General features: G+C 43.8%; 20 protein-coding genes. 3 read left to right on the top strand and 17 right to left on the bottom strand.

The genetic code is table 11. The features are described from left to right. Positions 1-219 precede the first annotated feature (219 nt). The 5 genes from F6J90_RS23785 to F6J90_RS23765 form a co-directional block, all read right to left on the bottom strand. Entirely contained in the window at positions 220-1329 is a 1110-nt protein-coding gene (locus F6J90_RS23785) for a glycosyltransferase (protein ID WP_293099096.1), read from the bottom strand. A gap of 280 nt (positions 1330-1609) precedes the next feature. Next, positions 1610-2722, bottom strand: a complete 1113-nt coding sequence (locus F6J90_RS23780) for a glycosyltransferase family 4 protein (RefSeq protein ID WP_293099093.1) — start codon at positions 2720-2722, stop codon at positions 1610-1612. Next, on the bottom strand, positions 2713-4071 hold the full coding sequence (locus F6J90_RS23775; RefSeq protein WP_293099091.1) for a lipid II flippase MurJ: 1359 nt from the start codon (positions 4069-4071) through the stop codon (positions 2713-2715). The genes F6J90_RS23780 and F6J90_RS23775 overlap by 10 nt, the downstream gene beginning before the upstream one ends. A 139-nt stretch (positions 4072-4210) precedes the next feature. Next, positions 4211-5605, bottom strand: coding sequence for a DUF4832 domain-containing protein (locus tag F6J90_RS23770; protein ID WP_293099088.1), 1395 nt, complete (start codon positions 5603-5605; stop codon positions 4211-4213). A gap of 169 nt (positions 5606-5774) precedes the next feature. Next, the gene (locus F6J90_RS23765; RefSeq protein WP_293099085.1) at positions 5775-8600 is read right to left on the bottom strand and encodes a polysaccharide biosynthesis protein; all 2826 of its coding nucleotides are present in this window, start codon (positions 8598-8600) and stop codon (positions 5775-5777) included. Between the two features lie 709 nt (positions 8601-9309). On the opposite strand from F6J90_RS23765, the gene F6J90_RS23760 reads away from it, so the two are divergent. After that, positions 9310-9678, top strand: coding sequence for a hypothetical protein (locus F6J90_RS23760; RefSeq protein ID WP_293099082.1), 369 nt, complete (start codon positions 9310-9312; stop codon positions 9676-9678). Here F6J90_RS23760 and F6J90_RS23755 read toward each other — a convergent pair. The 4 genes from F6J90_RS23755 to F6J90_RS23740 all read right to left on the bottom strand — a co-directional run bounded on the left by F6J90_RS23755 (position 9642) and on the right by F6J90_RS23740 (position 14874). Further along, a complete protein-coding gene (locus F6J90_RS23755) occupies positions 9642-10853 on the bottom strand; it encodes an aspartate aminotransferase (RefSeq protein ID WP_293100728.1) in 1212 nt (403 codons plus the stop codon). The genes F6J90_RS23760 and F6J90_RS23755 overlap by 37 nt on opposite strands. 574 nt (positions 10854-11427) lie before the next feature. After that, positions 11428-12612, bottom strand: coding sequence for an iron-containing alcohol dehydrogenase family protein (locus tag F6J90_RS23750; protein WP_293100726.1), 1185 nt, complete (start codon positions 12610-12612; stop codon positions 11428-11430). 738 nt (positions 12613-13350) lie between these two features. After that, complete coding sequence (locus F6J90_RS23745; protein WP_293099079.1) at positions 13351-13743, bottom strand: zinc ribbon domain-containing protein; 393 nt, start codon at positions 13741-13743, stop codon at positions 13351-13353. Positions 13744-14004: 261 nt separating this feature from the next. Then, positions 14005-14874 carry a hypothetical protein gene (locus tag F6J90_RS23740; protein WP_293099076.1) on the bottom strand — a complete coding sequence of 290 codons (870 nt, stop codon included), beginning with the start codon at positions 14872-14874 and terminating at the stop codon, positions 14005-14007. A 196-nt stretch (positions 14875-15070) separates the two neighbouring features. Here F6J90_RS23740 and F6J90_RS23735 point away from each other — a divergent pair, with 196 nt between their 5' ends. Next, the gene (locus F6J90_RS23735) at positions 15071-15283 is read left to right on the top strand and encodes a restriction endonuclease (protein ID WP_293099073.1); all 213 of its coding nucleotides are present in this window, start codon (positions 15071-15073) and stop codon (positions 15281-15283) included. Here F6J90_RS23735 and F6J90_RS23730 read toward each other — a convergent pair. From F6J90_RS23730 to F6J90_RS23710, 5 genes are all read right to left on the bottom strand, one after another. After that, entirely contained in the window at positions 15233-16027 is a 795-nt protein-coding gene (locus F6J90_RS23730; RefSeq protein WP_293099070.1) for a lysozyme, read from the bottom strand. The two genes, F6J90_RS23735 and F6J90_RS23730, sit on opposite strands and share 51 nt — an antisense overlap. A 620-nt stretch (positions 16028-16647) precedes the next feature. After that, the gene (gene murI / locus F6J90_RS23725) at positions 16648-17565 is read right to left on the bottom strand and encodes a glutamate racemase (RefSeq protein ID WP_293099067.1); all 918 of its coding nucleotides are present in this window, start codon (positions 17563-17565) and stop codon (positions 16648-16650) included. A gap of 125 nt (positions 17566-17690) precedes the next feature. Continuing rightward, complete coding sequence (locus F6J90_RS23720) at positions 17691-19625, bottom strand: N-acetylmuramoyl-L-alanine amidase (protein WP_293099064.1); 1935 nt, start codon at positions 19623-19625, stop codon at positions 17691-17693. Between the two features lie 487 nt (positions 19626-20112). Continuing rightward, complete coding sequence (locus F6J90_RS23715; protein ID WP_293099061.1) at positions 20113-21534, bottom strand: cation:proton antiporter; 1422 nt, start codon at positions 21532-21534, stop codon at positions 20113-20115. A gap of 509 nt (positions 21535-22043) precedes the next feature. Further along, positions 22044-23000: a hypothetical protein gene (locus tag F6J90_RS23710; protein ID WP_293099059.1), complete on the bottom strand. Its 957-nt coding sequence runs from the start codon at positions 22998-23000 to the stop codon at positions 22044-22046. A gap of 477 nt (positions 23001-23477) precedes the next feature. Here F6J90_RS23710 and F6J90_RS23705 point away from each other — a divergent pair, with 477 nt between their 5' ends. After that, positions 23478-24095, top strand: a complete 618-nt coding sequence (locus tag F6J90_RS23705; protein ID WP_366513885.1) for a tetratricopeptide repeat protein — start codon at positions 23478-23480, stop codon at positions 24093-24095. Positions 24096-24271: 176 nt separating this feature from the next. Here F6J90_RS23705 and F6J90_RS23700 read toward each other — a convergent pair whose 3' ends face one another. From F6J90_RS23700 to psaM, 3 genes are all read right to left on the bottom strand, one after another. Beyond that, complete coding sequence (locus F6J90_RS23700; protein ID WP_071105010.1) at positions 24272-24649, bottom strand: hypothetical protein; 378 nt, start codon at positions 24647-24649, stop codon at positions 24272-24274. A 441-nt stretch (positions 24650-25090) separates the two neighbouring features. Beyond that, the gene (locus tag F6J90_RS23695) at positions 25091-25267 is read right to left on the bottom strand and encodes a hypothetical protein (RefSeq protein ID WP_293099052.1); all 177 of its coding nucleotides are present in this window, start codon (positions 25265-25267) and stop codon (positions 25091-25093) included. A gap of 19 nt (positions 25268-25286) precedes the next feature. Further along, on the bottom strand, positions 25287-25382 hold the full coding sequence (gene psaM / locus F6J90_RS23690) for a photosystem I reaction center subunit XII (protein WP_071986952.1): 96 nt from the start codon (positions 25380-25382) through the stop codon (positions 25287-25289). Positions 25383-25587: the final 205 nt, after the last annotated feature.

Here is a 25587-nt window from a genome sequence, read left to right as displayed (position 1 = left end):
GGGAGTAGGGATTAGGGAGTAGGGATTAGGGAGTAGGGAGTAGGGAGTAGGGAGTAGGGAGTAGGGAGTAGGGAGTAGGGAACTTCGGATAAAAAATTTTCACAATTAATTTATGAATGCTATATAATCACAAGGTATTTATGATAATTTAAATTAATTTTTAATTTTTAATTTTTAATTTTTAATTTTTAATTTTTAATTTTTAATTTCCTAACGACTTTAGTTCAAGATAGCCAAATACTCAGAAACTGCTCGCTCAGTAGAAAAGTACCTTGCCCGCTCCATTAATTTATCCCGAATCAAGGGAAATTTAAGTACTTGTAACATAGCTAATGATAAAGCGGCTGAATCCCCGACTGGTACTAAAATGCCATATTGTCCTGCTGATAAAATTTCCGCTGGACCACTAGGACAATCTGTAGCAATTACTTGGCAACCACATGCCATTGCTTCAATTAACACAGTTGGTAACCCTTCCCAGCGAGAAGACAAAACCAATGCATTCGCCTTACTCATGTATGCATAAGGATTCTCGACAAAACCTGGCATAGAAACATCCTCTGCAATTCCTAGCCTGTTAATCGTTGCCTCTAATTCGCCTCGGGATTCCCCTTCACCTAAAATCACCAGACGAGCCATCATTTTTTTTCTTAAACGTGCAAACGCTTGGATTAGAGTCAAGAAATCTTTTTGAGGTGATAATCTACCAACAGCCAAAAAGACAGGAGGAGCGTCTTTGTTAAACCAAGGATGGCTCACAGGCATTTTTGATTTGGCGATCAGCTGATGATTAACCACTGGATTGTAAATTTCTCTGACTTTTCCTTGGTGAAAACCAAGTTGACATTCCAAATCCCGTGCTACTGCTTTAGAAACTCCGACAATTTCATCAGCACGAGGGTAAAACCATTTCATCAGTGGTGGCACCAATTTAGCTCGCATTAACTGAGACTTAGAAGCTGATAAAGTGTTGTGTTCCACCAACACTAATCTAGTCTTGGTACGAGCTAACTCCCTGGCTGCTACAGCAATGACGTTAGCATGAGCTAGATGAGACACTAGGGCACAAGGTCTGTTTTGTCGTAAGTAACGTGACAAGGGTTGGATTGCTTTCACAACTCGTCCGGCTGCCAAGTTAACTAGACGCACCTGCTTAGGGACTTGGCTTAGATAAGGTCCGTCAGCACTAGCAAGAACTAGATCCAACTGCACATCTTTTTCCAACATCCCTTTGAGCAGGTTAACCGTTACCCGTTCTGCGCCACCGTCATAGAGAGCAGGTAGAAAAAAAGCGATATGCCTTGTATCCATCATTCTTTTATAGATCATACTTTATAGCAGTTTTCAATTGGGTGAGGTACATTTTTTTAGGGAGTAGGGAGTAGGGAGTAGGGAGTAGGGAGTAAGCAAGATTGAATTTACATCATAACACAAAAATCTAGTGGTGATTTTTTTTTGGCTGTTTTTTTTTGGCTTTAATTTGTTGTAGATTTAACTTGATATAGAGTTAAATTAAATAAAAAAGATAGAGCCCATTACCCTTTTGCCTTTTGCCTTTTACCTTTTGTATTTTACCTTTTGCATTGCTAAAACTCATTTTCAATGTGTTTTAGCTTATAACTTCACTAAATAAGGTTTCCCAGCGTTCTATTATTGTTCCTAAACAAAATTGTTCTGTAATTTTTGGAGCATAAGAGGCTAGACGTTTCCGCTCTTCCTCATTCGACATTAAACGCTCCATTGCTGTAGCTAAGGCTAACCCATTTTCACTGGGTACCAAAATTCCATTCACCCCATCACGAATAACTTCTCGTGGACCACTAGGACAATCTGTTGAAACAACGGGGAGTCCACAAGCGAGTGCTTCAACTAAAACCCCTGGTAACCCTTCAAAGCGGGAAGACAAGACAAATAATTGTGACCGTTTTAAGACTGAAAAGGGATTACGGACAACCCCAGGAAAGAGAACCTGATTAGTTAAACCTAATTTATCTCTGAGATTTTCAAGCTCTGGACGAAGCTCCCCTTCTCCTAAAATTATAAGTTGCCAGTCTGGATGCCGATCAGCATGTTTTTTGAAAGCAGATAATAAAATATCAAAACCTTTCTGATTGGTAAGCCGTCCGATAGCAACTATCCATTTTTTAGTTAGATCAGCTCCTTTAGTTTCCAGGAATTTGTCCATACTAGGTCTGGGATTAATACTAGCCAATGGGTTATAAATTACTGCTCGTTTGGTTTGGGAAAGCCAGTCAAAATACTGATTCACTCCATCCCCTACGCTCACCACTTTATCCGCAAAGGAATAGGTGATATGTCGCAATCTATCCCACACTTTACCACTAGAACTTTTCCGAGGATCATTCTGTTCACTTACCAGAACCGGATAGTTAGTCTTAAAAAGAGCTAACAGGGTCAATATATTGATTTGATCTAAGAAAGAAATGACGACATCAGGGTCGAGAGATTTAATGGTTCGCCTCAAGACCCACAGACGATAGAGGTTATTCCAAATGCCATGAATAAAAGTTGGTGAGTTTTTGGCGATATTAAGGGCTACTCGATTAACCCCATCGGGTAATTTATAAAAGTCAAGATAGGTGTCATCAATTGTTACCACATCAACTTGATAACCCTTGTTAAAGAATCCTTTTGCTAGCAAAGCTACCGCTCGCTCAGCACCTCCACAGGAGAGAGATGACGTCACTAGTGTTAATCGCATAATTGTTTTTCAGGGTTTTTATTTTTGATTTGGTTTTGGGTAAATAAGAGCATAAATGAGAAACAAAAGATATACACACAACTAGTGGATAAGGCAATGCCTTTAATTCCCAGCCATTGCATAAAGATAATATTCAAGATGATATTAATGGCTAAATCAAATCCAGATACCCACATCAGGATATAGTTAAGTCTCATAGCTGACACCAGCCTAACCACTAGGATATTAGCAATATAAAAAGGAATTTGGAAGGCATAAAGTGCTTGAGATTGAGCGACTAAATTAGTAGCGTCAGAGGTAAATGAACCTCTTTCAAAAACTACCTGAACTATCGGATGAGAAAATACAATTAGAATTATGCTTAGGGGTACAGTAATCAAAAATATCAGCCGCAGATAATACCTAAGGGTGCCACGGATTCCGTGCCAATCCTGACTAGCAACCATCTTAGAAAAATAGGGAATTACCGCAGTGCTGATCGCAATACTCATTAGGTTAATGGGAGAAGCAATTAAACCGTTGGCGTAGTTAAGTATAGACACACTACCAGGAGACAACATAGCTGCCATGGCTTGATCAATTGGAGCAGCACTACAGATTAATAATGCTCCAGCAATCATTGGCAAATACTGGCTAGCTACCTGGCGCATAGGCTCATTAAATCCATACCATTTTGGCAGTAATGAAATACCTTGACGATGCAGTGCTATTCCCAGAATTATCAGCTCTAGAACTGTACCACCAATTAATCCAGCAACTAAGGCAAAGATTCCCAAAGACTTAAATCCTAATATCAATAGGATGCTAATCACCGGAATCATCATTGGACATAGAGCTGCTAGAGCAAAACGTTCCCCAGCATTCAAAACAGCACTCCAAATGATGGCAATCCCAGTAAGGACAACTACGGGTGCCATTAAACAAAGTAGATGGAAGGTCAACTCTAACTTTTCGGGGTTAAACCCAGAGGCAATCAATGGTAAATAAACCAGAGCAGTAGCTACCATTACTATAGTAGTGAAGCTCAGCAGTACTAATGCCCAGATCATTACTCCAGAAAACAGTTTTTGAGCGGCTGCCATTCCTTCCTGATCTCGTACACGGATATAGGTAGGAATAAATGCAGTATCAAGGGATTCAGCGATTACATTTTTTATCAAAAACACAACCAATAAAGCGATGAAAAATGCATCTAATTCATCCCCAGTACCAAACCTCCAGGCAACTACTAATTCTTTAATAATAGAAGAAACTTTGACAAAAGCAGTCAACAAACCAACAGTTACAATTGCGCGAAAAATCTTGCTATTCGTCGAGCCATTGACTAGCTTTTTACAGTAGATAAGCAAGCTCTGCCCTGACCAAACTCTCATAGTCTCTATCCGTAGGTAAGCATTCACCTAATGCGCTATGCGCACGCTACTTGAGGTGCTATCAGCTATCAGCTATCAGCTATCAGCTAATGCCCATAGCGCATTAGCTTACAGTTTAATTAACAACAAGGCTAGTCAATAGGGAATTGTAGCCTGTAGAGGCTTCCCAGAGATTTTGATTAGCAAGTCTGATGGAATAATCTGGACGGTTATATAATTGAGGAGCTGGATCAGGTAGATTTAAGAAAACATCATAGGTTCCAGTTTCAATTGTGTCTGGAGTACGAGTGACAGCATTAATAACCTGAGTACTACCAGGCATCCACATCCGAGGATCCTCGTCTATAGGTAAATGGTATTCGCGACGAGTGACACGGTGACGGAGAATAATTTCCAGTGGCCGAGGATTGTAAGGACTAGCCCATCCTTCATTGATAATTTCCAATTGTATCGAGAATGTACGAGCGGGTTTTACCCTAGTAGGAATAACTGACTTGACCAGACGGAAGCGATAGCCCAAACGACGTTTAATTTCCTCTAAACACCCTTGGGTTTCCCAGTCTTCAATGATATCAGTGGCATCACCCGGTTTGTAGTTTAATGCACTCCAGCGCATTCGTTCTAGTTCATTTAAGGCATTGGGACAATCGTCAAAAGAACTAGGATTGCAGGTTTCTCCCCCCTGTACCACATACCGATTATCCAGATTTAAAAATGCTTTTTCTTCTTCTATTATCCCCCGATCCGTATCGCTGTAAGTCCCCCAATCATCAATACTAGCTAGGAAACAATCATTAGTAGCTCCAGTTCTCCCTCGGTTAGTACCATTAAACGCTTCATTAGGGGTAAGAGGATTTACCTGATCAAAAATTGCCATTTTATGATTGGGGTATCGTAGAGCAACCATCCGTTCACTGGGTAGCACCGACAGGAGTTTAAACAAAATAGCTTTTCTATCTTCATTGTTGCTATCTAAACCATAGTAAGAACTATGCCATTCTCCCCAGTAACCAATAAAACCTGCTTCCATGTAGGCGATAACATCGTAGTTTGATGCTAATATCGGTTGCAGATCATCCAGATGAGAGAGTATGCGATCGCGGGATGAATCTTCACCACCTCCTACCCAATTATAGGCAAACCGTAGGATTAATTTAACCCCAGCTTGTCGAGCAGTATTCAAATCCTGGGATAGGGTTTGTAGAAAAGACTCTGATAACGGTTTATTTCTAAATTCTGAAATTACGTAAACCTTACGTACTAAGGTCATCTGGTTATTCCTAACCTCTTGTAGATCAGACAGCTGTAAGGAATAATTTGATGTATTGTCCAGAGGAGTAAAAGGCATAAAAAAGCCTCGTTCTGGATTGGAAAAGTGTTCATCACTTCCTTGATAAACCGTAGTCACGTTAGAGGTTTGAGCTGTTGTCATAGTATGACAAGCAACAGTGGTGAATATCCCTAGTAAAAAGACTAACTTGCCGTATTTTGCTATCTTGCTAATCACCATAATTGCTTTTTTAGACTAATTGATTCTCAAGTTTTATAGCGATTTTCAGTTGGATGAGCTACACACCAAATTTCTCCCCCCTCCTCCCCCGCTTTCCACTCCCCTTAGTAGCGCTAATCGAGATTTACCTCACTTCTGGAACCGCACTCTGACCATTGGTCGAGTTTAGCTAAACTCCAATCAAAGTTATCGCCGCTTCAACGTCTACGGGTTTGGAGAAAAAGTAGCCCTGTCCATATTTACAGTTGAGGATTTTTAGTTGATCAATTTGCCTTGATGTTTCTACCCCGGTGGCAATTAGATCAACACCAATATCATTGGCTAGTTTAGCCACGGTTTGAACGGGTTCTAAATTTCTGTTATCCGTATTGATTTTACTGACTAGAGAGCGATCAACTTTTAAGCCATTAAACTCTCCATAGATAGAGTTAGATACTTCATGGATATAATTGATATCCGATGAAGTCTCAATACCAAAATTATCCAATTCTAACTGAACCCCAATGGCTCTAAGTTTGGAAAGCACCACCATGGCTTCCTCAGGATTTTTACGAATAAAACTCTCAGGTATTTCTAGCTTCAAACGATAAGCATCCAAGTTAGTTTTCTTGATAATATGGTTAATCTGCTGAACTAAATCAGGTTGTAATAATTGTTGGCGACACAAATTAACACTAATGGTTATCGGTGTTTGAGTAGGAAACAGTTGTTGCCAAGACCGTAGTTGATTGCAAACTTCTCTAATTACCCACCAACCAATGGGAACAATCAAGCTAGTTGCTTTTGCTACTGGCATAAACTCTTCTGGGTAAATCAATCCTAGGTTAGGATGCTGCCAGCGCAACAATGCTTCAAAACTATTAATATGCTCGTTTTCTAGGAGCATAATCGGCTGGTAGTAAAGCTGCAACTCCTGATTTTTTAGAGCATTTTGCAAATAATCTTCCATTTCCCAGAACCCAATTTTTTTGGTGTGGGTAACTTGGCCGTTGGCTTGGTGATAACACTTGTCCAACACTTTAATATTGTCATCACTCGTAATTATCTTAGAAATATCCGAAGAGAGATTTAGGATTGGAGTAGTTTTTTGGTATTTAGGGGTGTATCCTGGTACCAGTTGCTCCAGCAAGAATAAAATTAGATTGGTATAATTTTGAGCTGCAGCTTTCCGGAGTGCTTCTACTGCATAGTCAAGATTTTGGGAAACCATGTGACTAGCATTTTTAACTACTAGCAATTTGTCGTGTAGGGTTGGTTCATATTCTTCTCCAGGAATTAGCAGTTCCTCAAATAACTTTTCTCCTGGTCGCAGTCCGGTAAAGACAATGTCAATGTCCTTACCCACTTCATACCCGGACAGGCGAATCAGTTCTTTGGCTAAGTCAACAATTTTGACCGGTTGACCCATATTGAGCATAAAGACTTCACCACCCTGACCAATCACTGAGGCTTGCAAAACCAATTGAACTGCTTCTGGAATTGTCATGAAATAGCGACAGATATCAGGGTGGGTAACAGTCACCGGACCCCCACCAGCAATTTGACGCTTAAAGGTAGGAACAACACTACCTCGGCTACCGAGAACATTGCCAAAACGAACCACAGAAAAATGCCTACCACTCCTTTGAGCCGCTTGTAGCACCAGCATTTCTGCCACTCGCTTGCTGCAGCCCATAACATTGGTGGGATTAACTGCTTTATCCGTTGAAATCATCACAAAGTGTTCTACACCATATCGCAATGAGAGATCCAGCAAATTTTTGGTTCCCAGCACATTGTTTGTGATCGCTTCCGGAGGATTTAATTCCATCATTGGCACATGTTTGTGAGCCGCAGCGTGGAAAACAATATCTGGTCTGAATTGGTCAAAAATATACTCTAACCGACCTGTCAATCGAATATCGGCAATAATAGTGTTAAGATTGGGAAGTCTTTCATTTTCTAACCGATCGTATTCAAGTAGTTCTAAAACCTGGTTTAGTTCTTGCTGGATATGGAACACGGAGTTTTCTCCATGTCCCAAAAGTACCATTTCTGAGGGTTGACACTTGAAAATTTGGCGACAAAGTTCACTGCCAATAGAGCCTCCTGCTCCTGTCACCAAAACTATCTTTCCTTTCAGAAACTTAGCCACACGCTGAACATCAGTTTGTATAGGTTCGCGACGCAGCAAGTCTTCAATCTTGACATCCCGAACACTACCAACACGGATAGGATTATTGAGGATTTCATTAATCCCAGGTAAAGTACTAGTTGGTACTCCTGTGGATTGACAAATATCTAAAACTTCCCGAATAACTTGCCCAGGTACTGTAGGCATGGCGATAATAATTTTGCGAATACGTAGAGAGGGAACAACATCAGGAATGGCATAACGATTACCAACTATAGGTAGTCGCCTAATTCTTAAATTGAGCTTTTTAGGGTCATCGTCAATAAAGGCGACAGGATTAAAACCCAGGGAAGGATTCTTTTGCATATCCTGGGCTAGAGCAACCCCTGCACTACCAGCACCAACAATCAGTACATTGTCCCGGCGATGAAACTTCCTATGCCTTTGGCTGACTCTTTCGACTGCACGAACACTGAAACGAAGACTACCGACAAACAACATGCTGAGTATACCGTCAAGTAAGGGCAAGGAATTAGGCAGGCTATTCAAGGATAAATTGGTTAAACCATTAGACCAGTGAAACAATAACGTTTGGATGACGATAGCAGCAGCAGTAAGTGCGGCTATCTGCTCTAGTTCATCTATACTGGCATAAGACCAGCAACGCTTGTAGAGACCGAAGGTATAAAATACAGTTAGTTTAACGACTAGGAACAGAATGGTTGCCAGTATCAGTCCAGATTGATATGGCTTGATATCTAAATGATTGTTTAAGAACAGGACTAGAGCTAATACTGGCGTACTCGTGAAAATAATCAAATCAATGAGTAAGAAGTGGCGATTTCTCAGACCTAGTAACCAATTTGATAAGTTATTCGTCATTTTTTATTATCCAGTTAATTATGAAAAATTACACAGTAATTTAGCTAGGAAGCTTCGGCTCAGGGAACAGGGAACGGGAAACGGGAAACGGGGAACAGAGAATTACCGATGTTTTACACGTCTGGGTGCGTAAGTTATCTTAACTTTATAAATCGGTGGTTAGTATAGCTAGATAAAAAATCAAAAGAAACACAACTAAAGACATAATTTTCATTTACTTATTTATTGAGATTAATTTAAATAAATCTATATAACTATAAATAGTAATCCCATAACTTTACTAAGTTTTTACTAAGTTTTTACTAAGTTTTTACTAAGTGTGTGGGAGTTTTTACTGATAGTTAAATGAGATTAACTGCTTAGTATATTGGCTTATTAAATGCTCACAAGGTTGCCAGTGTGGCATAACTTTTTGGTGCTACACTGGTGGAATGATTTTGGATTGCGTTAATAGATTCTTTTATAAAATTTAGGTAAAGCTAATGTTCTAGTTTTGATAAATTTTTATAAACGATAGACATCCTAATATCAAGTCAGGTTGAATAGCCATAATAAGAGGGAGGGTGGGAAGTGTGGGGAGGGTGGGAAGTGTGGGGAGATGGGAACCCACCCCTAACCCCTCCCAGGAGGGGAATATGGGGAGATGGGGGAGATTTTTATTAAGGGTAATTATCCCGACATGATATAAATCCTTTGTGCAAAAGAACCAATGGTGAAATTCGGCTCTGTCTCGCCCCTCTTTCCCCTGCTCCCCTGCTCCCCTGCACTAATTTACAACCTGCAACCTGCAACCTCGAACCTTAAACCTGCAACCTTGGCCAAAAGGCCACGCGATCGCGTTCAACCTGCAACCTTAAACCTGCAACCTTGGCCAAAAGGCCACGCGATCGCGTTCAACCTGCAACCTCGAACCTTGGCCAAAAGGCCACGCGATCGCGTTCAACCTGCAACCTTCAACCTTCAACCTTCAACCTTGGCCAAAAGGCCACGCGATCGCGTTCAACCTGCAACCTTCAACCTTCAACCTTCAACCTTCAACCTTCAACCTTCAACCTTAACCATTGTTTCGGCTTGGTAGCGGATATTAGCTTGTTTCAACCGATTGAGGGCTTCACCCAAGCGATCGCATTCCGCAATCAAACTAACCCGCACATACCCTTCACCCCCGATGCCAAAAGCATTTCCCGGGGTGAGGACTACTCCAGTTTGCTGCAAAACATCCAGGGCAAAATCCGTTGAACCTACCCCTATTGGGCAAGGAACCCACAGATACATGGTTGCCTTGGACTTAGGAATCTGCCAACCCAACTCGGCCAAACCCTCAATCATGAAATCTCGGCGGCGGCGGTAACGGTTTTGGACATCTTGAAGGTAAACATCTGGCAGTTGCAAGGCGGTTTCAGCAGCGGTTTGTAAGGCAGCAAAGATGCCATAGTCCAGATTAGTTTTTAAAGTACGCAACCCTTGAATAATGCGGCTATTCCCCACTACAAAGCCAACGCGCCAGCCAGCCATATTATAAGTTTTCGATAGGGTGTGGAATTCTACACCAATATCTTTAGCGCCAGGAATTTCCAGCAAGCTAGTAGGCTGATAGCCATCAAATGCTAATTCCGCATAACATAAGTCATGTACCAGCAGAATTGAGTACCGACGGGCAAACGCAACAATTTCTTCAAAAAACTCCCTTGGGGCGGTAGCGGTGGTCGGATTACTGGGATAGTTAAAATAGAGTATCTTAGCTCGTTGGGCAACCTGATCCGGAATCGCCCCTAAATCAATCAGCCAATCATTTTCCGGTTTCAAAACCAAGCTGTGAATTTCTCCCCCAGCAATCAACGGACCCCGGAAGTGGACCGGATAAGCAGGAGAAGGTACTAAAATCAAATCTCCCGGATTCACATAGGCCAAGGCTAGGTGAGCTAGTCCTTCCTTAGACCCTAACAGAGGTAAAGCTTCACTGTCTGGGTCTAGCTCCACATCATAGCGGCGATGATACCAATTCGTAATTGCCCGACGGAAACTAGCAGTCCCCTCAAACGGAGGATAACCGTGGTTAGCGGGATTTTTTAAGGCTGCGATCGCTGCTTCGATCACCGGCTGCGGTGCTGAACCATCAGGATTACCCATCCCCAAGTCAATCAAATCCAGCCCTTGCTCACGGGCTCTTGCTTTTAATTCATCTAAACGAGCAAATACATAGGGAGGGAGTGCGCTTAGTCGTTGTGCTGGGGTAATCAAATCTACCATTATCAGTGTCAGGTTTGGAAGTTAGCCGGTTGAAGGTCAAGACCTATAATTTTTGACTTTGGCCAAAAGGCCACGCTACGGGAAGGAGTTGAGAGCCAGTATAAGGGTTAGTAAACAGCTAGAGAAAATGTCGCAGAGTCAACCAAAAACTCTTATTATTTGTTAGACTTAAATTAGGGTAACACCGACAGGGATTACTATGTAACTTAAATTAAAGCCGAAAACCAAGGGTTTAATAGTTGCGCTCTCTATCCCGGTGGAACCAGTTTTTTTGACATTTTTATGGCGCTCGCGGGATATTCCGTCAGAGCGGAGATACCCCCTGGATGCTATTGCATCTTGCCTTGGCGGGCCTTGGTCTATCTTGGTAGACTTTGGTAGCTAAAAAGTATCGGAAAATGCTAGTAGTATTAGCTAGTAATATTAAAGGTTATCAGGTTTGAGCTCAAAACCAACACCGTTCACCCAACACCGTTCACCCAACACCGTTCAACCTACAACCTGCAACCTGCAACATTTTTGAATGAAGAATGTATAATTACACATTCTTCATTCTTCATTCTTCATTCTTCATTCTTCATTCTGACAGACAACCTTGGCCTTTGGCCACGCTACGCGAACAACCTTCAACCGCTGCCAAACTTAACTCCTTACGACTGCCCTCAACTAGTACCCTAGTAGAAACCATTGCTGCCATCAGCTGTTCTGGAAGCACCTTAAACGGTAGCCGATGAATATCAGAATTTTCCCCACAGGCAATCTCAGCTGCTTTCTGTAACTGAGCCAAGGTAATCGACCCCAATCCCAGGTCTTGGAGAGTTTGGGGCAAACCAAGCTCACCATAAAACTTCAGCAACTGTTGCCGTGCTGATGCTGCCAGTTGGTTCCCCTGAAGCATTTCTTCCAAACGCAGCTGCACCAAAATGCCATAAGCCACCTTTTCACCATGTAAAGAATCGTGAGCTGCTGGTATATGAGTTAAACCATTATGTACAGCATGGGCAGCAACAGTACGACATCGAGCTCCACCCAAGCCCCCAATCACACCAGCCAGTAAAACTGTTGCATCGACAACTTCCCGCCAAACTTCACTACCAGGTTGGGTTAGAGCATCAACCGACTTTTGGAACAAAATATCTCGCAATACCCTTGCCTGTTGGACAGCCGCAATAATTAGAGTATCTGTAGCGCTACCACTACTAACCGAAGCTTCGTACCACTTCGCTAAGGCATCACCAATCCCGGCAACTAGGGTACGTTGGGGCGCTGTCTGAATCAAGCTGTAATCAAGTACCAATAAATCTGGGCAACGGTCAAGTCCAACATCGTACAGGAAAGCCCCCTGGTCAGAATAGATATTAGATAGAGCTGTCCAAGCAGCACAGGTAGCAGCAGAGGTAGGTACAGTCACCACAGGTAACTGGCACTGGTGCGCTAGGATTTTAGCAGTATCCAACGCCTTACCACCGCCAATCCCAATAATTAAGTCAGATTGATGAGCAGCAACAGCTTCTGAGAGTTTAGCTAAAGACTTCTCACTGCAATCAGGACTGTAGGATGCGCATTCATAAATGAGTTGATGCTGTTCCAAAACCGATTCCAGTGATGAGGCTAGGGTAGCGAGAGTATGCTGGCCTCCTACAATCAAAGGACGATTTCCCAGCCGTGCGATCGCATTTCCTGAGTCTTCCAACGAACAACGCACTACTTGAGTCGGTGCCACTGTTAGGGAAAGCAAGGAGGTAGGTGCTTGTTTGGTCATGCCTGTAGCCCAAATAAACTTTTGATTTGTTGACACTCCCCGCTTTAAAAAGACGGGGATTCCTAGATCTACGACCGGCCTTAAACCTCCGTGTCCGAGTGGCAATATCTAAACCTGAATCCCGTCAAGACAAAGATCCTAGTCTAGTTCACGAAAGACCCAGCGGGCTAGTCTCCTTAGGCGTTTAGTTACTTTATGAAAAGTGCCTTATAAAGTCCGTTGCTTTCCTGTTTCACTTGGTTCCGGCGTGCCCCGCCGTACCATTTTTCTCTCAAGTTGTGTCTTGCTGAGTTCACACACCAATTGTTAGTTGATGATTGGGTTTTTAGCGATGCAGCGCGGTCTTGGGGGTTTCCCCCACTCGCTATTGCATCAAGAAAGGAGGACTTTCCCTACCCTCCGGGCATTACTACTTTTAGGTCAATAAGTTACGGGTCTCTGACCCGGCTCAGCCTCGGTTTTTCAGCCTGTACCCATATCTAAATGATACTCTAGCGCTAGGCAAGTGTCAACCTTTTTGGTGAAATTGCATCTAGGCGACTAAAGTCGCTAACTGGCTTTCATCCCCGGTTTAAAAACACGGGGCTTTCAGCCTTGGGAATTCCGTAAGGTGAGTAATGAGATACTCTTAAACCGAGATTAATCGGGGCAAACCCGGTACCACGGGTCAAGGTGCAATATATTGTTGTCCGAGTGAGGAATGGTCGTACGGCAATTGGAGTTGAGCCTGCCATTCATCTATCTAGACGTTCCTTGCATCTCAGCAAGGAGTTCCTTAAAAGCCCGAGTCCTGCTATGCTTATTAGAGTCAAGCCATCCAAGCTCAACTGCATCAGCTAGACTCAGTCCCATACCTTTTAAGAAACGCGCGGTACGGCGCAACAATACTGCTTGAACCTCAGTTTTAGTCATGTACCGGGAAATTTCGAAGTCTGTACCCCGAGCAAGGATGTTTTTAGCAGCATTGTGGTCAGCCTGCAACACGACCCCATTGAATATGGGTTCGCTGTCCCCGCTCCTTTTCCCTAATAGGGTTCCAGTCACGGAGTCAACTTGCGACGTGTAGCTAGGCTGGACTTCTGTTACAACCGACCCAGTCCAATTAGCCCATTTCTGCAAGGAGTCCCGCATCTCTCCTTTCATCCAACTATTGAGTTTTCGGGATATAGCTTTGGACTGGCGTTTATTTCTTATCGGTTGTGTTAAATCTAAGGCCGTAGGCCACGCTTCGCGAACAGCAAATACTTTTAGTGATTGCCCATTAAAAAGGGACTTAGATGCGGCTCCTATAATCGCCTTTATCTCTGATTGGCTTTTTCTGTATCGGCGATTTTCAGTTTTCCTGGTCAGATTGTTTTGGAGTATTCGAGCCGACTTGGCTGGGTCTATTTTTTATAATTTTCTATGTATCGCCCAGAGTTTTCCTCTGTTGCGGTTTTTAGCATATATTCGATGGCCAAAAGGCCACGCTACGCGAACGGACTTCTTAGTTGTCGCCCTACCCAATCTTTTCCCGTGCGCCTGGCCATCTGAATCATAGAAAGCCTCAGTGTATCCCTTGTCTATTCCAATTGCTCGGCGGTCGGCAAGAATCTCTACAGTTCCATAGTCTACTAGAAAGTGAATTTCAAACCTTTCCAAGAGTTGGTTGTATACCAGTCTAATCTGACCTTTTATTTTTCGATTAGACCTAACGGTTATTTTGTTTCTCTTTCCTCTCCTTAATCCAGCCAACTCTAGTTGGTAAGTATTACGAGAGAGCCTTTTGCATTTATACCCTACTTGTTGATAGACGTTTCTGTTCTTGACCCAGGAATGCCCTCGCTGAAATTCCTTCCTAACAAGTCTATGCAGCAATGGATTATCTAGAAAAGCTAAAGTCAATAGCTGTTTACAAAGCTCCTTTCTTATCTTTTGGCCGTCCCTCCCTGGAAACCTTTTGTAGATTTTCTTAATTACCGCATCAGTGCAAGCTGCCTGGCTCGCTGTGATAGCTTTTGCTACATCATTGACAGTCCAATCCATCAATTTGGCAGGCAACCCTAGGGTGTCGGGAGTCCTAAAACTTTTTACTTCTGGCACCGCCTTTTTCCAGTCCAGCCCCCAGTGATTAATGCTACCCAGCTTATTGTAAGATTCAGCCCTGACTATGCCTAATTTTTTCATCGTAGACTGCAACTCAAGTTCAACCGACTTGGTTATCCCCACCACGGGGACGACCTGAGTCGATATTTTCTTGGCTGCTCCTACTTTTTTGGGCATCGTTAACTGCTATGTCCTACACTCACTTCAAGAATACTCTAGCGCTATTTAAATGTCAATGTCTGTATTACACCGATAAATACCGTTTTATACCGATTTATCGGGACTTAATTGCAAGACCTTACTGGGTGATAGGTCTTTTATTATACATTTTGCCAAACTTAGAGGGGTTAGGGGTTAGGGATTAGGTTTAGCCTTGGATGACAACCTTAAACCTGCAACCTTTAGCCTTCAACCTTCAACCTTAAACCTTCAACCTGCAACCTTTAACTTTAAACCTTTAAACCTGCAACCTTCAACCTTGGCCAAAAGGCCACGCGATCGCGTTCAACCTTTAACATTTAACCTTAAATTTGATTTAGCTCAGAAACAGTTTACGCTCCGCTTCTCTGCGTTTGCTCAAGCCTAATAGGACTCGACCACCACCCTTGTTCCAACGAAGAAACTCATTGGCAGCCCCTTGATCATCACCCTGATTCAACTTACGTAATAATGTCGAGCGCCTAAACGCTGTTGGTCCTATATTGAACACAAAGCTAACTAGAGCAGAGAATTGATTATCAGTCAGTGATACTTTGACAAGATTACTCACCGTAGATTCAGAACTTTCTAAATCTTGTCTGAGCAATTTCTCCCCTTGCTCAACAGTGATGATATCTCCGATGCGAACACCAGCCGTATGACCCCATCCAATAGTAGGAATTCCGACCGGATCGATATAAGCTTCTACTCTGCCATCGGGGCACCTTTTATGGAGTCCTTCAAACTCTTTAACCAGATCTAAACCAGCTTGGTTAATGTTTCTATCGGTACCTGGTGGCAACTCGGGTGTTACTTTCTTGATGATAGCATCAAAGTAAAACTGAGCCGTTTGAGGACCAATAATTCCTCTGACAGCTCCAGTATTACCGAGTTTGTTAGCGTCTTTAAACTGATTGACTCCTGCCTCAGACAAGTCCAAGCCGCATTCTTGACACAGTTCAATAAAATTTTGTAAAATTATAGGGCTAATAACGTCTTCTACCTCCAATTCCATTAATTCTTGGAGTTTACTAACCTGAGGCACTGGCAGATTGACTAGAATGTCAAGTGCATAGCGTTCTTCTACAGAAATGCTATCGGTGTTGATGTCTTTAATAGTTAGACCTGACATAGTTGGATGACTTATAAAATAAACGTAACGTTATTTGCGATAAAATCTGCTTTACTAATTATTATATTCCTGATTTTCTCTGGGTAAAGGTTAAGGGTAAATTAGGAATTGGTAATTTGCAATGGGTCAAAAGAAGCGACAAACCAGATTTTAAGATACAAGAGTCTCCCAGGAAAAAAATCCCATGAGTTTACTCTGTTTCTTGACTAAGCTCATAGCTGACTGCTTACTCAACCACTAGGTTTTTGAGTTACTAAATTAGTCTTCAGCATGAGTTTTCGCTTTTACGTTAATTGTGATAAGTTTGAAACAAAAATTTACAAAACTAGTAATTCCCCTTTCCCGTTTCTTGGTGCGCGTTCCCGTGGGCGACAGATTATTAAGGGTAATTATCCGGAGATGATATGACAAGCCGAGCCAAAACTTGATTTAGCTTGATTTAGATCTAGGGTTAGTTAAAGGGGTTAAAGTGACCGAAAAAATTGCGAAAAATTAATCATGATAATAACTAAAATAGGTGAAGTCGTTGCTCACAGGGGACTTCACCTAAGGAAAATGGGATGGGTTAACAATTGCCTCCACAACCAAATTTATGGTAGGAAAAATCGGTCTATTATTTGTCAATCTACCGATTCTAAAGGTGCGCTTTCCGTGATGGCGAGGGATTGCTCGCCATCACGGAAAGAACCATAATGTATCGTAGGGATTGACACCTGTGGTAGGTGTATTTTTTCAACTGTTGGAGTGTAACCCAGCCATTGTAGGGACTGTTGGGCAAACTGTTGAGGACAACCGCTGACCCCAAAGCGAGTTGGTCTTGCCTCCCCAGTATTCCGCCCTCCAATTAAATCCAGTTCTTGAGCAGCAGCAGCAACAACGTATTTTGCTGGGTCTACCAATTTAACGTCTGGGGGTAATATTTCCCGCAGGATCGGTTCTAGATGGGGATAATGAGTACAGCCATAAACTAGGGTATCGATTTGGGCTGCTAGCAAAGGTTCCAGGTACTGCCGTGCTACAGCTGTAGTGTAGGGTTCGTACAAGCGATTTTGCTCCACTAATGGCACAAACTCCGGACAACCCACTTGCCATACCTGAGCAGTTGGTTCAACCTCTAAAATAGCATTTCGATAAGCATTGCTGGCAGCCGTAGCTGGTGTAGCAATCACCCCAACGCGACGACCTTGGTGGACTGCCGCACGGGCACCTGGTAGAATCAGCCCCAGAATTGGGATATCAAACTCACTACGCAGAGTTTCCAATGCCAGAGCCGAGCTGGTATTGCAGGCCATCACCACCATTTTGACCTCCTGTTGCACCATCCAGCTGAGAATCTCGAAGCCGAACTGCACGATTTCATCCGCAGACCTGGTACCGTAGGGTAGCCGTGCTGTGTCAGCAAAGTAAACAATTGATTCGGATGGTAGTTGTTTGTATAGTTCCCTCAGAACAGTCAGACCCCCCACACCACTGTCGAAAATCCCGATGGGACTACTCTGGGGTTGAGTTCGAGAGATCAAAATTGGGTTATTGATCATTGGTTAAGAATTGGCACCTACCCACCCAGGGGCAAGAAACAGATTACTTGGTTTCGCTCAAAACAAGAAAATGCTTAGATTATAGGTTAGCAATTATCAATTAAGAATTGACAAAATATCAGAACTCAACTTAGGTCAACCGATTCTGCCGAATATAACCGATTTTGCCGAATGTATAGGAGGATGCCACGAGCGATCGCTCTAGCCATCTGGCTGCGATAGGCGGCAGTTTTCAGTTTAGCGGAGTCTTCATAGCCAGTTAGAAAACCAACTTCTACCAAAACTGCTGGCATGGAGGTTTTCCTGAGCACATAAAACCTCGCCCGTCGGGTACGTCGGTCACGAATATCCACGCTCCGCAAGATAGTGTAGTGGATGGTTTGGGCAAGACTCTGACCAGTAGAGTAGTAGTAAGTTTCTAATCCATTCACATCTGGTCGGTTACGCCCGATAGCATTGGCGTGGATGCTGACAAATAAATCAGCATCCGTCCGTTCTGCCACTTGAACTCGTCCATCCAGACTGATGAATCGGTCATCTGAGCGGGTCATGACAACCTGGATCCCCTGTTTTTCCAACAGCGCTTCCACCTGTCGGGAAATCGACAAATTAACATCTTTTTCTTGTATACCCCCAAGCCCAATAGCACCAGGGTCTTTGCCACCGTGTCCGGCATCAATGACCACTACCAGGCGCTCTTTGGGAACCCGACGTCTGGGAATTGGTGGGCGAGTCCGGTTAGGCGGTGGCACAGGAATCGAGTTAGGCGGTGGCACAGGAATCGAGCGCGGGGGTATCCTGGTTGGCCTGCTTGATAGAAATGGTCTTAGTTGCAGAGCCAACAGCTGATCATTGAGCTGATTGAGGCTGCCAATTCGGGTACCGTTTGATGGCTGTACCAGAATCAGCACTGTGTTTTTGTCCTCCTGCCGCACCATCACCTCTGATACAGGACTAGTGGTATTAAGTTGAGGGCCACTGAACTTCTCAGCTAGTTTGGCATTCGGTATAGTAATTTGGTAAGACTTTGAACGAGGATCCCATTTGCTAGTGGCTCTGACCCGTTGGTTAGCTTTAATCAACAGCTGAGTCTGATTGCTAGCCAATTCCACTGACCCAATGGTGGCTAACTTACCGGTATTAGCCGAGCCACGGGATTGAATCGGTTTGGTTGGCACTTTGGATGTTGGTCCATTATCTAACCTTTGAGCCGGGACACCCCTAGGGAAAATCAACACCCCTCCCAATCTTTCACTGAACGATGCCAGCCAATCAGGGCTGTCACTATCCACATTCAGGGTCATCCGGACAATCGGTGGGGACTCTTTTTTCTTTTCAAACTCGATTTTGCTAACCCCGTAGCGATTTACCTCCAAATCTTCCCCTAACAGACTCTCGGCAATCGTAACCCCTTCTAGGTCGATGTTAATGCGGCGGTTATTGCGACTTCGTTCGATTTGAATGATGGGTTTCCCACCATCGGTACTGATAAAAAATCCATTTCTATTGATCTGAAAGCCTTGGCGGCGAATCCCCGGATTGGATCTCGGAATAGTTGGATTGGATCTCGGAATAGTTGGCCGTGGTGGAGGGGATTGAGTGCGGGTCGGCGGCTGAGCCGGTGGTAGGGATGGCGGTGCTGGGTTAGGCAGAACCGGCAGTGACCCTCGATAGGGCTGAGGTAATTGTACAGTCCACTGATTGGGGCTAATACCCCGAAATTTTACCTGCTGGGGGTCTATAGTGTAACCAGGAGCCAATTCAACCACAATCCGAGTGGTTTGTCTCTCAAATTGCCCCACTCGCACTTCCCGAATCGCCCCGCTTAGACGCTGATTTGTTGATGGACCTCCGACGTTAATTCCCGGCAAATCAATGACTAACCGGGTAGGATTAGAAATGAGTTGGGCTGTGGGTTGTACACCCACATCAGTGGTAAATTCCAGGCGATTCTGATTGCGATCATATTGCCAAAATAGTAGTTCACGGGCTTGAGCCGCCAATGAAAATAGAGAAAATGTCAAAGAGCTGGAGAGTAGCAGTAGCCAGCGAAACCTCACAATTCTTACTCCTGTATCATGTATATTAGGTAATTGGTTATAGCAATTGGTTATAGCAATTGGTTATAGCAATTGGTTATAGCAATTGGTTATAGCAATTGGTTATAGCAGCTGTTAGCGGTTAAGTATTAGACCCCAACAGCTGCCTAGAGTCGGCTATAGTTAACCGCTAATCCCTAACCGCTCACGATGAATACCCCTAATTAATAGCCCAGTCAAGCAATGTCTAGTCTGTCAGATTAATCAGATTAATCTGATTAATCTTATTAAAACCGTTAACAGACTCGGACGTAGAGTAGCTTGGTTAAGTTTCAAGAGTTTCAGTATACACGGGTTTCTCTGAATCGAAAATTTGGTTTTAGTTAACACACTTAGCTTTGTCAAATCTTAAAGCATACACAATCAACTAAATTGAACAGGATTCTTCAAGAATCCTGCATCAATAATTGTCTTCACTCAGCAAGCTCAGATACCATTAGAAAAAGTCTCAAGACTCTCCAGCTGTTTCCACCTGCTCAGATGGCTCTTGAAAGACCAACCGCAACAAAGGCGGAGCAATAAAAGTCGTTAAGATAACCATCATGATAATCGCTGCTTCAGTCGCTTCTGAAAGAGCACCACTTGCTGAACCAACACCAGCAAAGACCAGCCCCACTTCACCTCTGGGAATCATGCCAACCCCAATAGCCAAGCGGTTAATTCCTGATTGACCAAAGACTGTCAATCCTGTGATCACCTTACCAAGAATTGCCACCACAATCAGGAAAGTTGCCAAGATCAAACCCTCGCGATTACTGGGAACTGCTGGGTTAAGGACACTCAAATCAGTTTTGGCTCCCACTGTAACAAAGAAGATCGGCACAAGTATATCTGCCACTGGTAGGACCTGTTCTTCCAATTCTCGACGTTTATCCGTTTCTGCCAAGACTAGCCCAGCAGCAAAGGCTCCTAAAATGGCTTCTAATTGGATAGCTGTGGCAATATAGGACAAGACAAAGGCAAAAATGAGTGCTGTCAGTAATACCTGACCTCGTGTTTTCATTTCCTTGACCAAGGCAACGAAATACGGACCGAGGAAGCGACCGATTAGAATTGCTCCAACTAGGAAGACACCAGCACTAATAATCAAATAGATCACATTAGTGATCACGACTTCCCCAGTTTTTGCCAGACTAGCCACCACAGCCAGGACAATAATTCCTAAGACATCATCGAGTACGGCAGCACCAATAATAATTTGCCCTTCTTTAGAACTGAGCTGTCCAATTTCTGCTAGGACTTTAGCGGTAATCCCGATACTAGTGGCAGTTAGGGCAGCACCAGCAAAAATAGCAGGGACAGCAGAAATATGAAATAGGAAAGCTAAACCAGCAGTACCAGCAGCAAAGGGGACAACCACCCCAACTACAGCTACCACAGCAGCCTGCGGACCAACACGGATCAGTTCTTTGAGGTCAGACTCTAGTCCAATTTCAAATAACAGGATGATCACGCCGAGTTCCGCCAAGACGGAAATCACCTCGCTAGTAGACTGAAATACTGAGTTGGTAGCTTCTGGGGTTAGACCAGCGGTAGTTTGGAGAAAGGTCATCATTACGGAATTGGTAGCCCCACTGCCCCCTTCTGGGAAAACTAGCAGATTTAGGGCAGAAACCCCGACAACTACACCACCGACCAATTCCCCTAATACGGGTGGTAAGTTAATCCGAGCACAAATTTCGCCTCCGAGTTTACTGGCGAAGTAGATCACCACTAGACTCAATAGCACTCCTGCAAGAACCAGTGAACCGTTTTCTGCTTCATTAGCAGTGGCTTCAGTTGCTGTTGCCAATAGGGATGGGAGAGGGTGTTCAGGGGGGAGGAATGGTAAGGGGGTGAGGAGATTCACCCAGGCAGTTGTATCAGCCATGTAGTTGCGAATAAATCATTCATTATACTTTACAAAAATTATGGCAACCCTTGAGCCTCTAAGGTCTAGTCAGGGGCTCAAACTAAGCTAGTACTGTGTCAATTGAGTTTTGAGGGTTAGGTGTTAGGTGTTAGGTATGAGGTATGAGGTGTTAGGTGTTAGGTGTTAGGTGTTAGGTGTTGGGTTAAGTTCTGGTACTTAATGCCTAAGGTAACCGTGCTTCAGACAAAAAATAAGTTATCCAGTGGAATCGGCGTCTCCCCTGTTTAGGGCGGGCGAGACGCCCACCCCACAAAACAAGTAATTGGATATTTTTTTATAGCAGTCGCCAGGGCAGGCGCGGACATGACAAAAGTCTCAAACCTAAGTAAGCGCAAGAGTTTGACTTCTGACTTCTGACTTCTGACTTCTGACTTCTGCTATATTTGGAAGTCCCTAATGGTATCATTCCTAATCAAGCCCGTGCCAACGGACCTAGTTTCTAGGATCAGAACAACCCGATGGCTTGATTAAAATAGCTCATGGGGAAAATCATCACATCTTAACCTTTCATACTCTTTGAGAGCCCACTCATTCTCTTCAGTGTATTTCGTTACCAGCTTAATGCATTGCTGTCTACGTCGATCCTGCTCCTGAGCTTGTTGTTGTGCTTTTTCTCTGGCTATGCGTTGAGCCTCTTGCTGGGCTTGTCGTCTGACTCGTTGAGCCTCTTGTTGGGCTTGTCGTCTGACTCGTTGAGCTTCTTTGTGGGCTTCTATGGTAGAAATTTTAGCATCTGCCCTGTCTATAATTGGTTCAACTTTCTTTTGCCAATAGCTAGTGGTCACCCTCCTAGCGTTTTGCTTAGCCTGTTGCCATTGACCTGCCTCCAGGGCTTGAAGTGCTTGTTTGCGAATCGATACATTCACAGCCCACTCTTGTTTCCATTGGGCAATGGTCTCCGGTAATTTTTGACGAATCAGATTAGTTTCAGGAATCACCTGAGTTAGAGCAATGGCTTCATTGAGCTTCCCTTGTTCCTGATACAGCTTGGTAGCTTTCTGAAATAGGCTGTTAGACCACTGATTAATTAACTGTTGTGCCTCTTGGTAAGGAGCACTATCTGGGGTCAGTTTATTGGCCTCGATAATTGCGTCTTTAAATTGGTTCGCTGCAGCTAGTATCTTAGCTTTGCCAAATAGTTTCTGGGCACACTCATCGAAAATAAGCTGAGTCTGTTGATATATAGGGGAATTTTCAGGAATAGTCGTGGCTTTATTGATGCATTCTTCATATTCCCGTTCTGATCGGTGCTTCTGAATCTCTTCTAAGCGTAATAGTGTATTTCGATAACTTTGCCATTCTTGATATGACCAACCTAGCCCTGCACCAATCACAGCAACTGCTAGCCACATCCCTACCATTCGCAGCCATGGGTTGGTTGGGGGCGAAGACACAGGTGGAATTGAAGGTGGAAGGGATGGCACAGGATTTCCTCCTGAGAGTGGATGCTATGGAATAGTAACTATACTATTTTGAACACATCTATCCGCTTTCTGCTATAGCTGCAGTTCAGTCATGACACCCAAATCCCAAACCCCAAACCCCAAACCCCTAGGGAATTGTGCATCTTCCCAAAAGTGTCCACTCCCAGTCCCTCTATAAAATAATCTCCACAAAATTAATTCGTCTTTCAGGAAACTGTTTTATTACTGCTGTAGTCTTCAAAGAAGAGTCCCAAGTCCCAGGGACAATCTGGATGGTTTTCTTGGGTACACCGAAGACGCATGAATAAGTGACACATTAAGACCAACCAGCTGGGTGCTGTTAGCCGTAAGGTTGAATCTAGATAGGCTGCAAATGAGGTTGAGGCAAATATGAATGCTCCTACTTTTCTAAATCGGCAAAACCAAAATCGACAGTGGTTCCCAATGTCCCGCAAAAACCACAGGCATTTAGCACCAGTGAGGCTAGTGCCTAGAAAAAGCCACATACACTCTGTGAAAAGCCTGCGCACGTTAGCAAACTCGAAAGTGAAACAAGGGGATTACAGCAGTGCGATCGCATTGTTAACCCAGTTGATTAATCTCAATCCCACCAGTGCATTAGACTACAACAATCGGGGATTGCTGTATTTCCAAAGTGGTCAGCCCTACAAAGCCCTATTTGATTACAATCAGGCACTGCGAATTGATCCAACATTGGACAGAGCTTACAACAATCGCGCTAATTATTATGCATCAGTTGGGCAACTGGCTGAAGCCCTCACCGACTACGAGCAAGCTATTGATCTCAATCCAGGAAATATCCGCACCTGGATTAACCAAGCGATCACCTTCCGGGAATTGGGATTGTACGATTTAGCCCTAGAAAACCTTGACATGGCTCTAATGCTAGGATGCCTGGAAGACCATGTCTATGCTCAGAGAGGGCGTACTTACCATCTCAGGGGTGACTGGAACTGTGCCATCAGTGACTATCAAAAGGCTCTGAAGTGGCTGCCCAAGTCCGGTTCTTCTGATTCCTTGCGCGAGAAAGTGGAAAATTGGATCAATGATTTGCTTAAGCCACTGAGAGCTTAAAGGGGTTAGTGGTTAGCTCTTGCCTCCCAAAGAGCGATTCGACCTAGGAGACGCGGGGCGCGTTTGGCCGTAGGCCACGCGGGGCGCGTTCGCACCGAGCAAACTGGACCGATTACCTTTAGCTGAGTTTATGCCCACCGGAAGTATAACTAATTTCCATCCCCTAAGTCTGGCCCTCAGTCTGGATCTTGCCAGACGACCTGAACCTGATTCGGATCACGTCGTAAGCTTTGCTCTCGCATTACTTTCTGGGCTTGCCTGGGGTCAAAAGAGCGACTGAATTCACGGCGCAATTTATTCACTCGTGTTTCAGTTCGCTTCACCTCTCGTTTGACTTCTCGCAACTTGGCTTGCTGTGAGAGATGATAAGGCAATAGTTCCATTAGTGCGGTAATGGCAGCGGCACAAAGAACTAGGTTAACAAGTAACTTAGCCGTAGTTTCACCAGCAACTGCCCCGTATGACTGTCGCTGCGGACGGTGCTTGATTCGAGGAACTCTTCGGCGAGGTTTTGATGGTACCCGAGTTGAGTGAGGGGGTTGGATTGCGTTCATTTCCGTTTACAATGCCACGCTGGCACACCAGCGCCCTTGGGTTTATTATTGAGTTGATTAAGATAGAGTTTTTAGTATGCACCTTTTATTTAGCCAGATAATTTAGCGAAAGAATAGTCTTTCTGGAAGAATCAAGTCCCCAAATAGACTAAGAGCTTAGCATAACGTGAGTTTGACACATAAATTTCCTGGTGTTGACTCCAATCCAAGGGAAACGACCTTCCAGTCAGGAGAATAATTCAGAATTATTGGTTATAATATCGGAAATATCTATTAACGTTCCCCGGTACACTGACGTTTGCAGCGATTCCTGGGAAATTTGGATCCCGGAAACCCCTCAAAAAGCGCTCAATTGCGGTATTTGGTAGTGCTGACCGATCAAACGATACTATTGATAAACTAACTGGGGGGTTAAACCCCTGTTTTTAATTAACGACTGAGCTAGCAAGGTTCTTCCCCTTTTTTCCATCTCCCCATGGATTTCACTAGCTTTGAGGTGATTCGCGATTTATTAATTGGTTTCAGTGACACCACCGATAATCCTAGATTATCGGTGGTGTCACCGAAACTATTTTGTTTATCCTTTGTCCGCTCTAGATCCGAAGCGCTTAGAAGCAAGGCTTTGAGCTTCCCAGCACTATTTGTAAAGTTCGGTAGACAGCCGGAATGCTAGAAATCCCGGAATCAAAGCCAGGAATAGAGCTCCGATAACTTGCGCATCTGAAATAGGCATCGTATACAATCTCCTTTATTTGAGCGATATTCTATACCATTAGCCAACTAATTGGGCTAGTTCTGGAATTCTATCACAATAACTTGTCCTATCCAGATACTAGAATCCTTTTAGCTTGGTTTTATCTCAAATTACGATCACAGCTATTACCTTTGACGCGGGTCCGTGTTCCCGTGGGCGTTAGAACCTCCCTGGGGTCGCACCG

This window comes from Moorena sp. SIOASIH, from assembly GCF_010671925.1.
Taxonomy (GTDB): Bacteria; Cyanobacteriota; Cyanobacteriia; order Cyanobacteriales; family Coleofasciculaceae; genus Moorena.
This window is presented reverse-complemented; position numbering and strand designations above follow the sequence as displayed.

What these genes read in the sequence shown, in the direction of transcription:
- F6J90_RS23745 (WP_293099079.1), bottom strand. Translation starts at nt 13,743, where the DNA reads ATGCGGGACTCCTTGCAGAAATGGGCTAATTGGACTGGGTCGGTTGTA.
- F6J90_RS23760 (WP_293099082.1), top strand. Translation starts at nt 9,310, where the DNA reads ATGGTGAAATTCGGCTCTGTCTCGCCCCTCTTTCCCCTGCTCCCCTGC.
- F6J90_RS23780 (WP_293099093.1), bottom strand. Translation starts at nt 2,722, where the DNA reads ATGCGATTAACACTAGTGACGTCATCTCTCTCCTGTGGAGGTGCTGAG.
- psaM (WP_071986952.1), bottom strand. Translation starts at nt 25,382, where the DNA reads ATGCCTATTTCAGATGCGCAAGTTATCGGAGCTCTATTCCTGGCTTTG.
- F6J90_RS23765 (WP_293099085.1), bottom strand. Translation starts at nt 8,600, where the DNA reads ATGACGAATAACTTATCAAATTGGTTACTAGGTCTGAGAAATCGCCAC.
- F6J90_RS23740 (WP_293099076.1), bottom strand. Translation starts at nt 14,874, where the DNA reads ATGCCCAAAAAAGTAGGAGCAGCCAAGAAAATATCGACTCAGGTCGTC.
- F6J90_RS23700 (WP_071105010.1), bottom strand. Translation starts at nt 24,649, where the DNA reads ATGAACGCAATCCAACCCCCTCACTCAACTCGGGTACCATCAAAACCT.
- F6J90_RS23770 (WP_293099088.1), bottom strand. Translation starts at nt 5,605, where the DNA reads ATGGTGATTAGCAAGATAGCAAAATACGGCAAGTTAGTCTTTTTACTA.
- F6J90_RS23750 (WP_293100726.1), bottom strand. Translation starts at nt 12,612, where the DNA reads ATGACCAAACAAGCACCTACCTCCTTGCTTTCCCTAACAGTGGCACCG.
- F6J90_RS23715 (WP_293099061.1), bottom strand. Translation starts at nt 21,534, where the DNA reads ATGGCTGATACAACTGCCTGGGTGAATCTCCTCACCCCCTTACCATTC.
- murI (WP_293099067.1), bottom strand. Translation starts at nt 17,565, where the DNA reads ATGATCAATAACCCAATTTTGATCTCTCGAACTCAACCCCAGAGTAGT.
- F6J90_RS23785 (WP_293099096.1), bottom strand. Translation starts at nt 1,329, where the DNA reads ATGATCTATAAAAGAATGATGGATACAAGGCATATCGCTTTTTTTCTA.
- F6J90_RS23730 (WP_293099070.1), bottom strand. Translation starts at nt 16,027, where the DNA reads ATGTCAGGTCTAACTATTAAAGACATCAACACCGATAGCATTTCTGTA.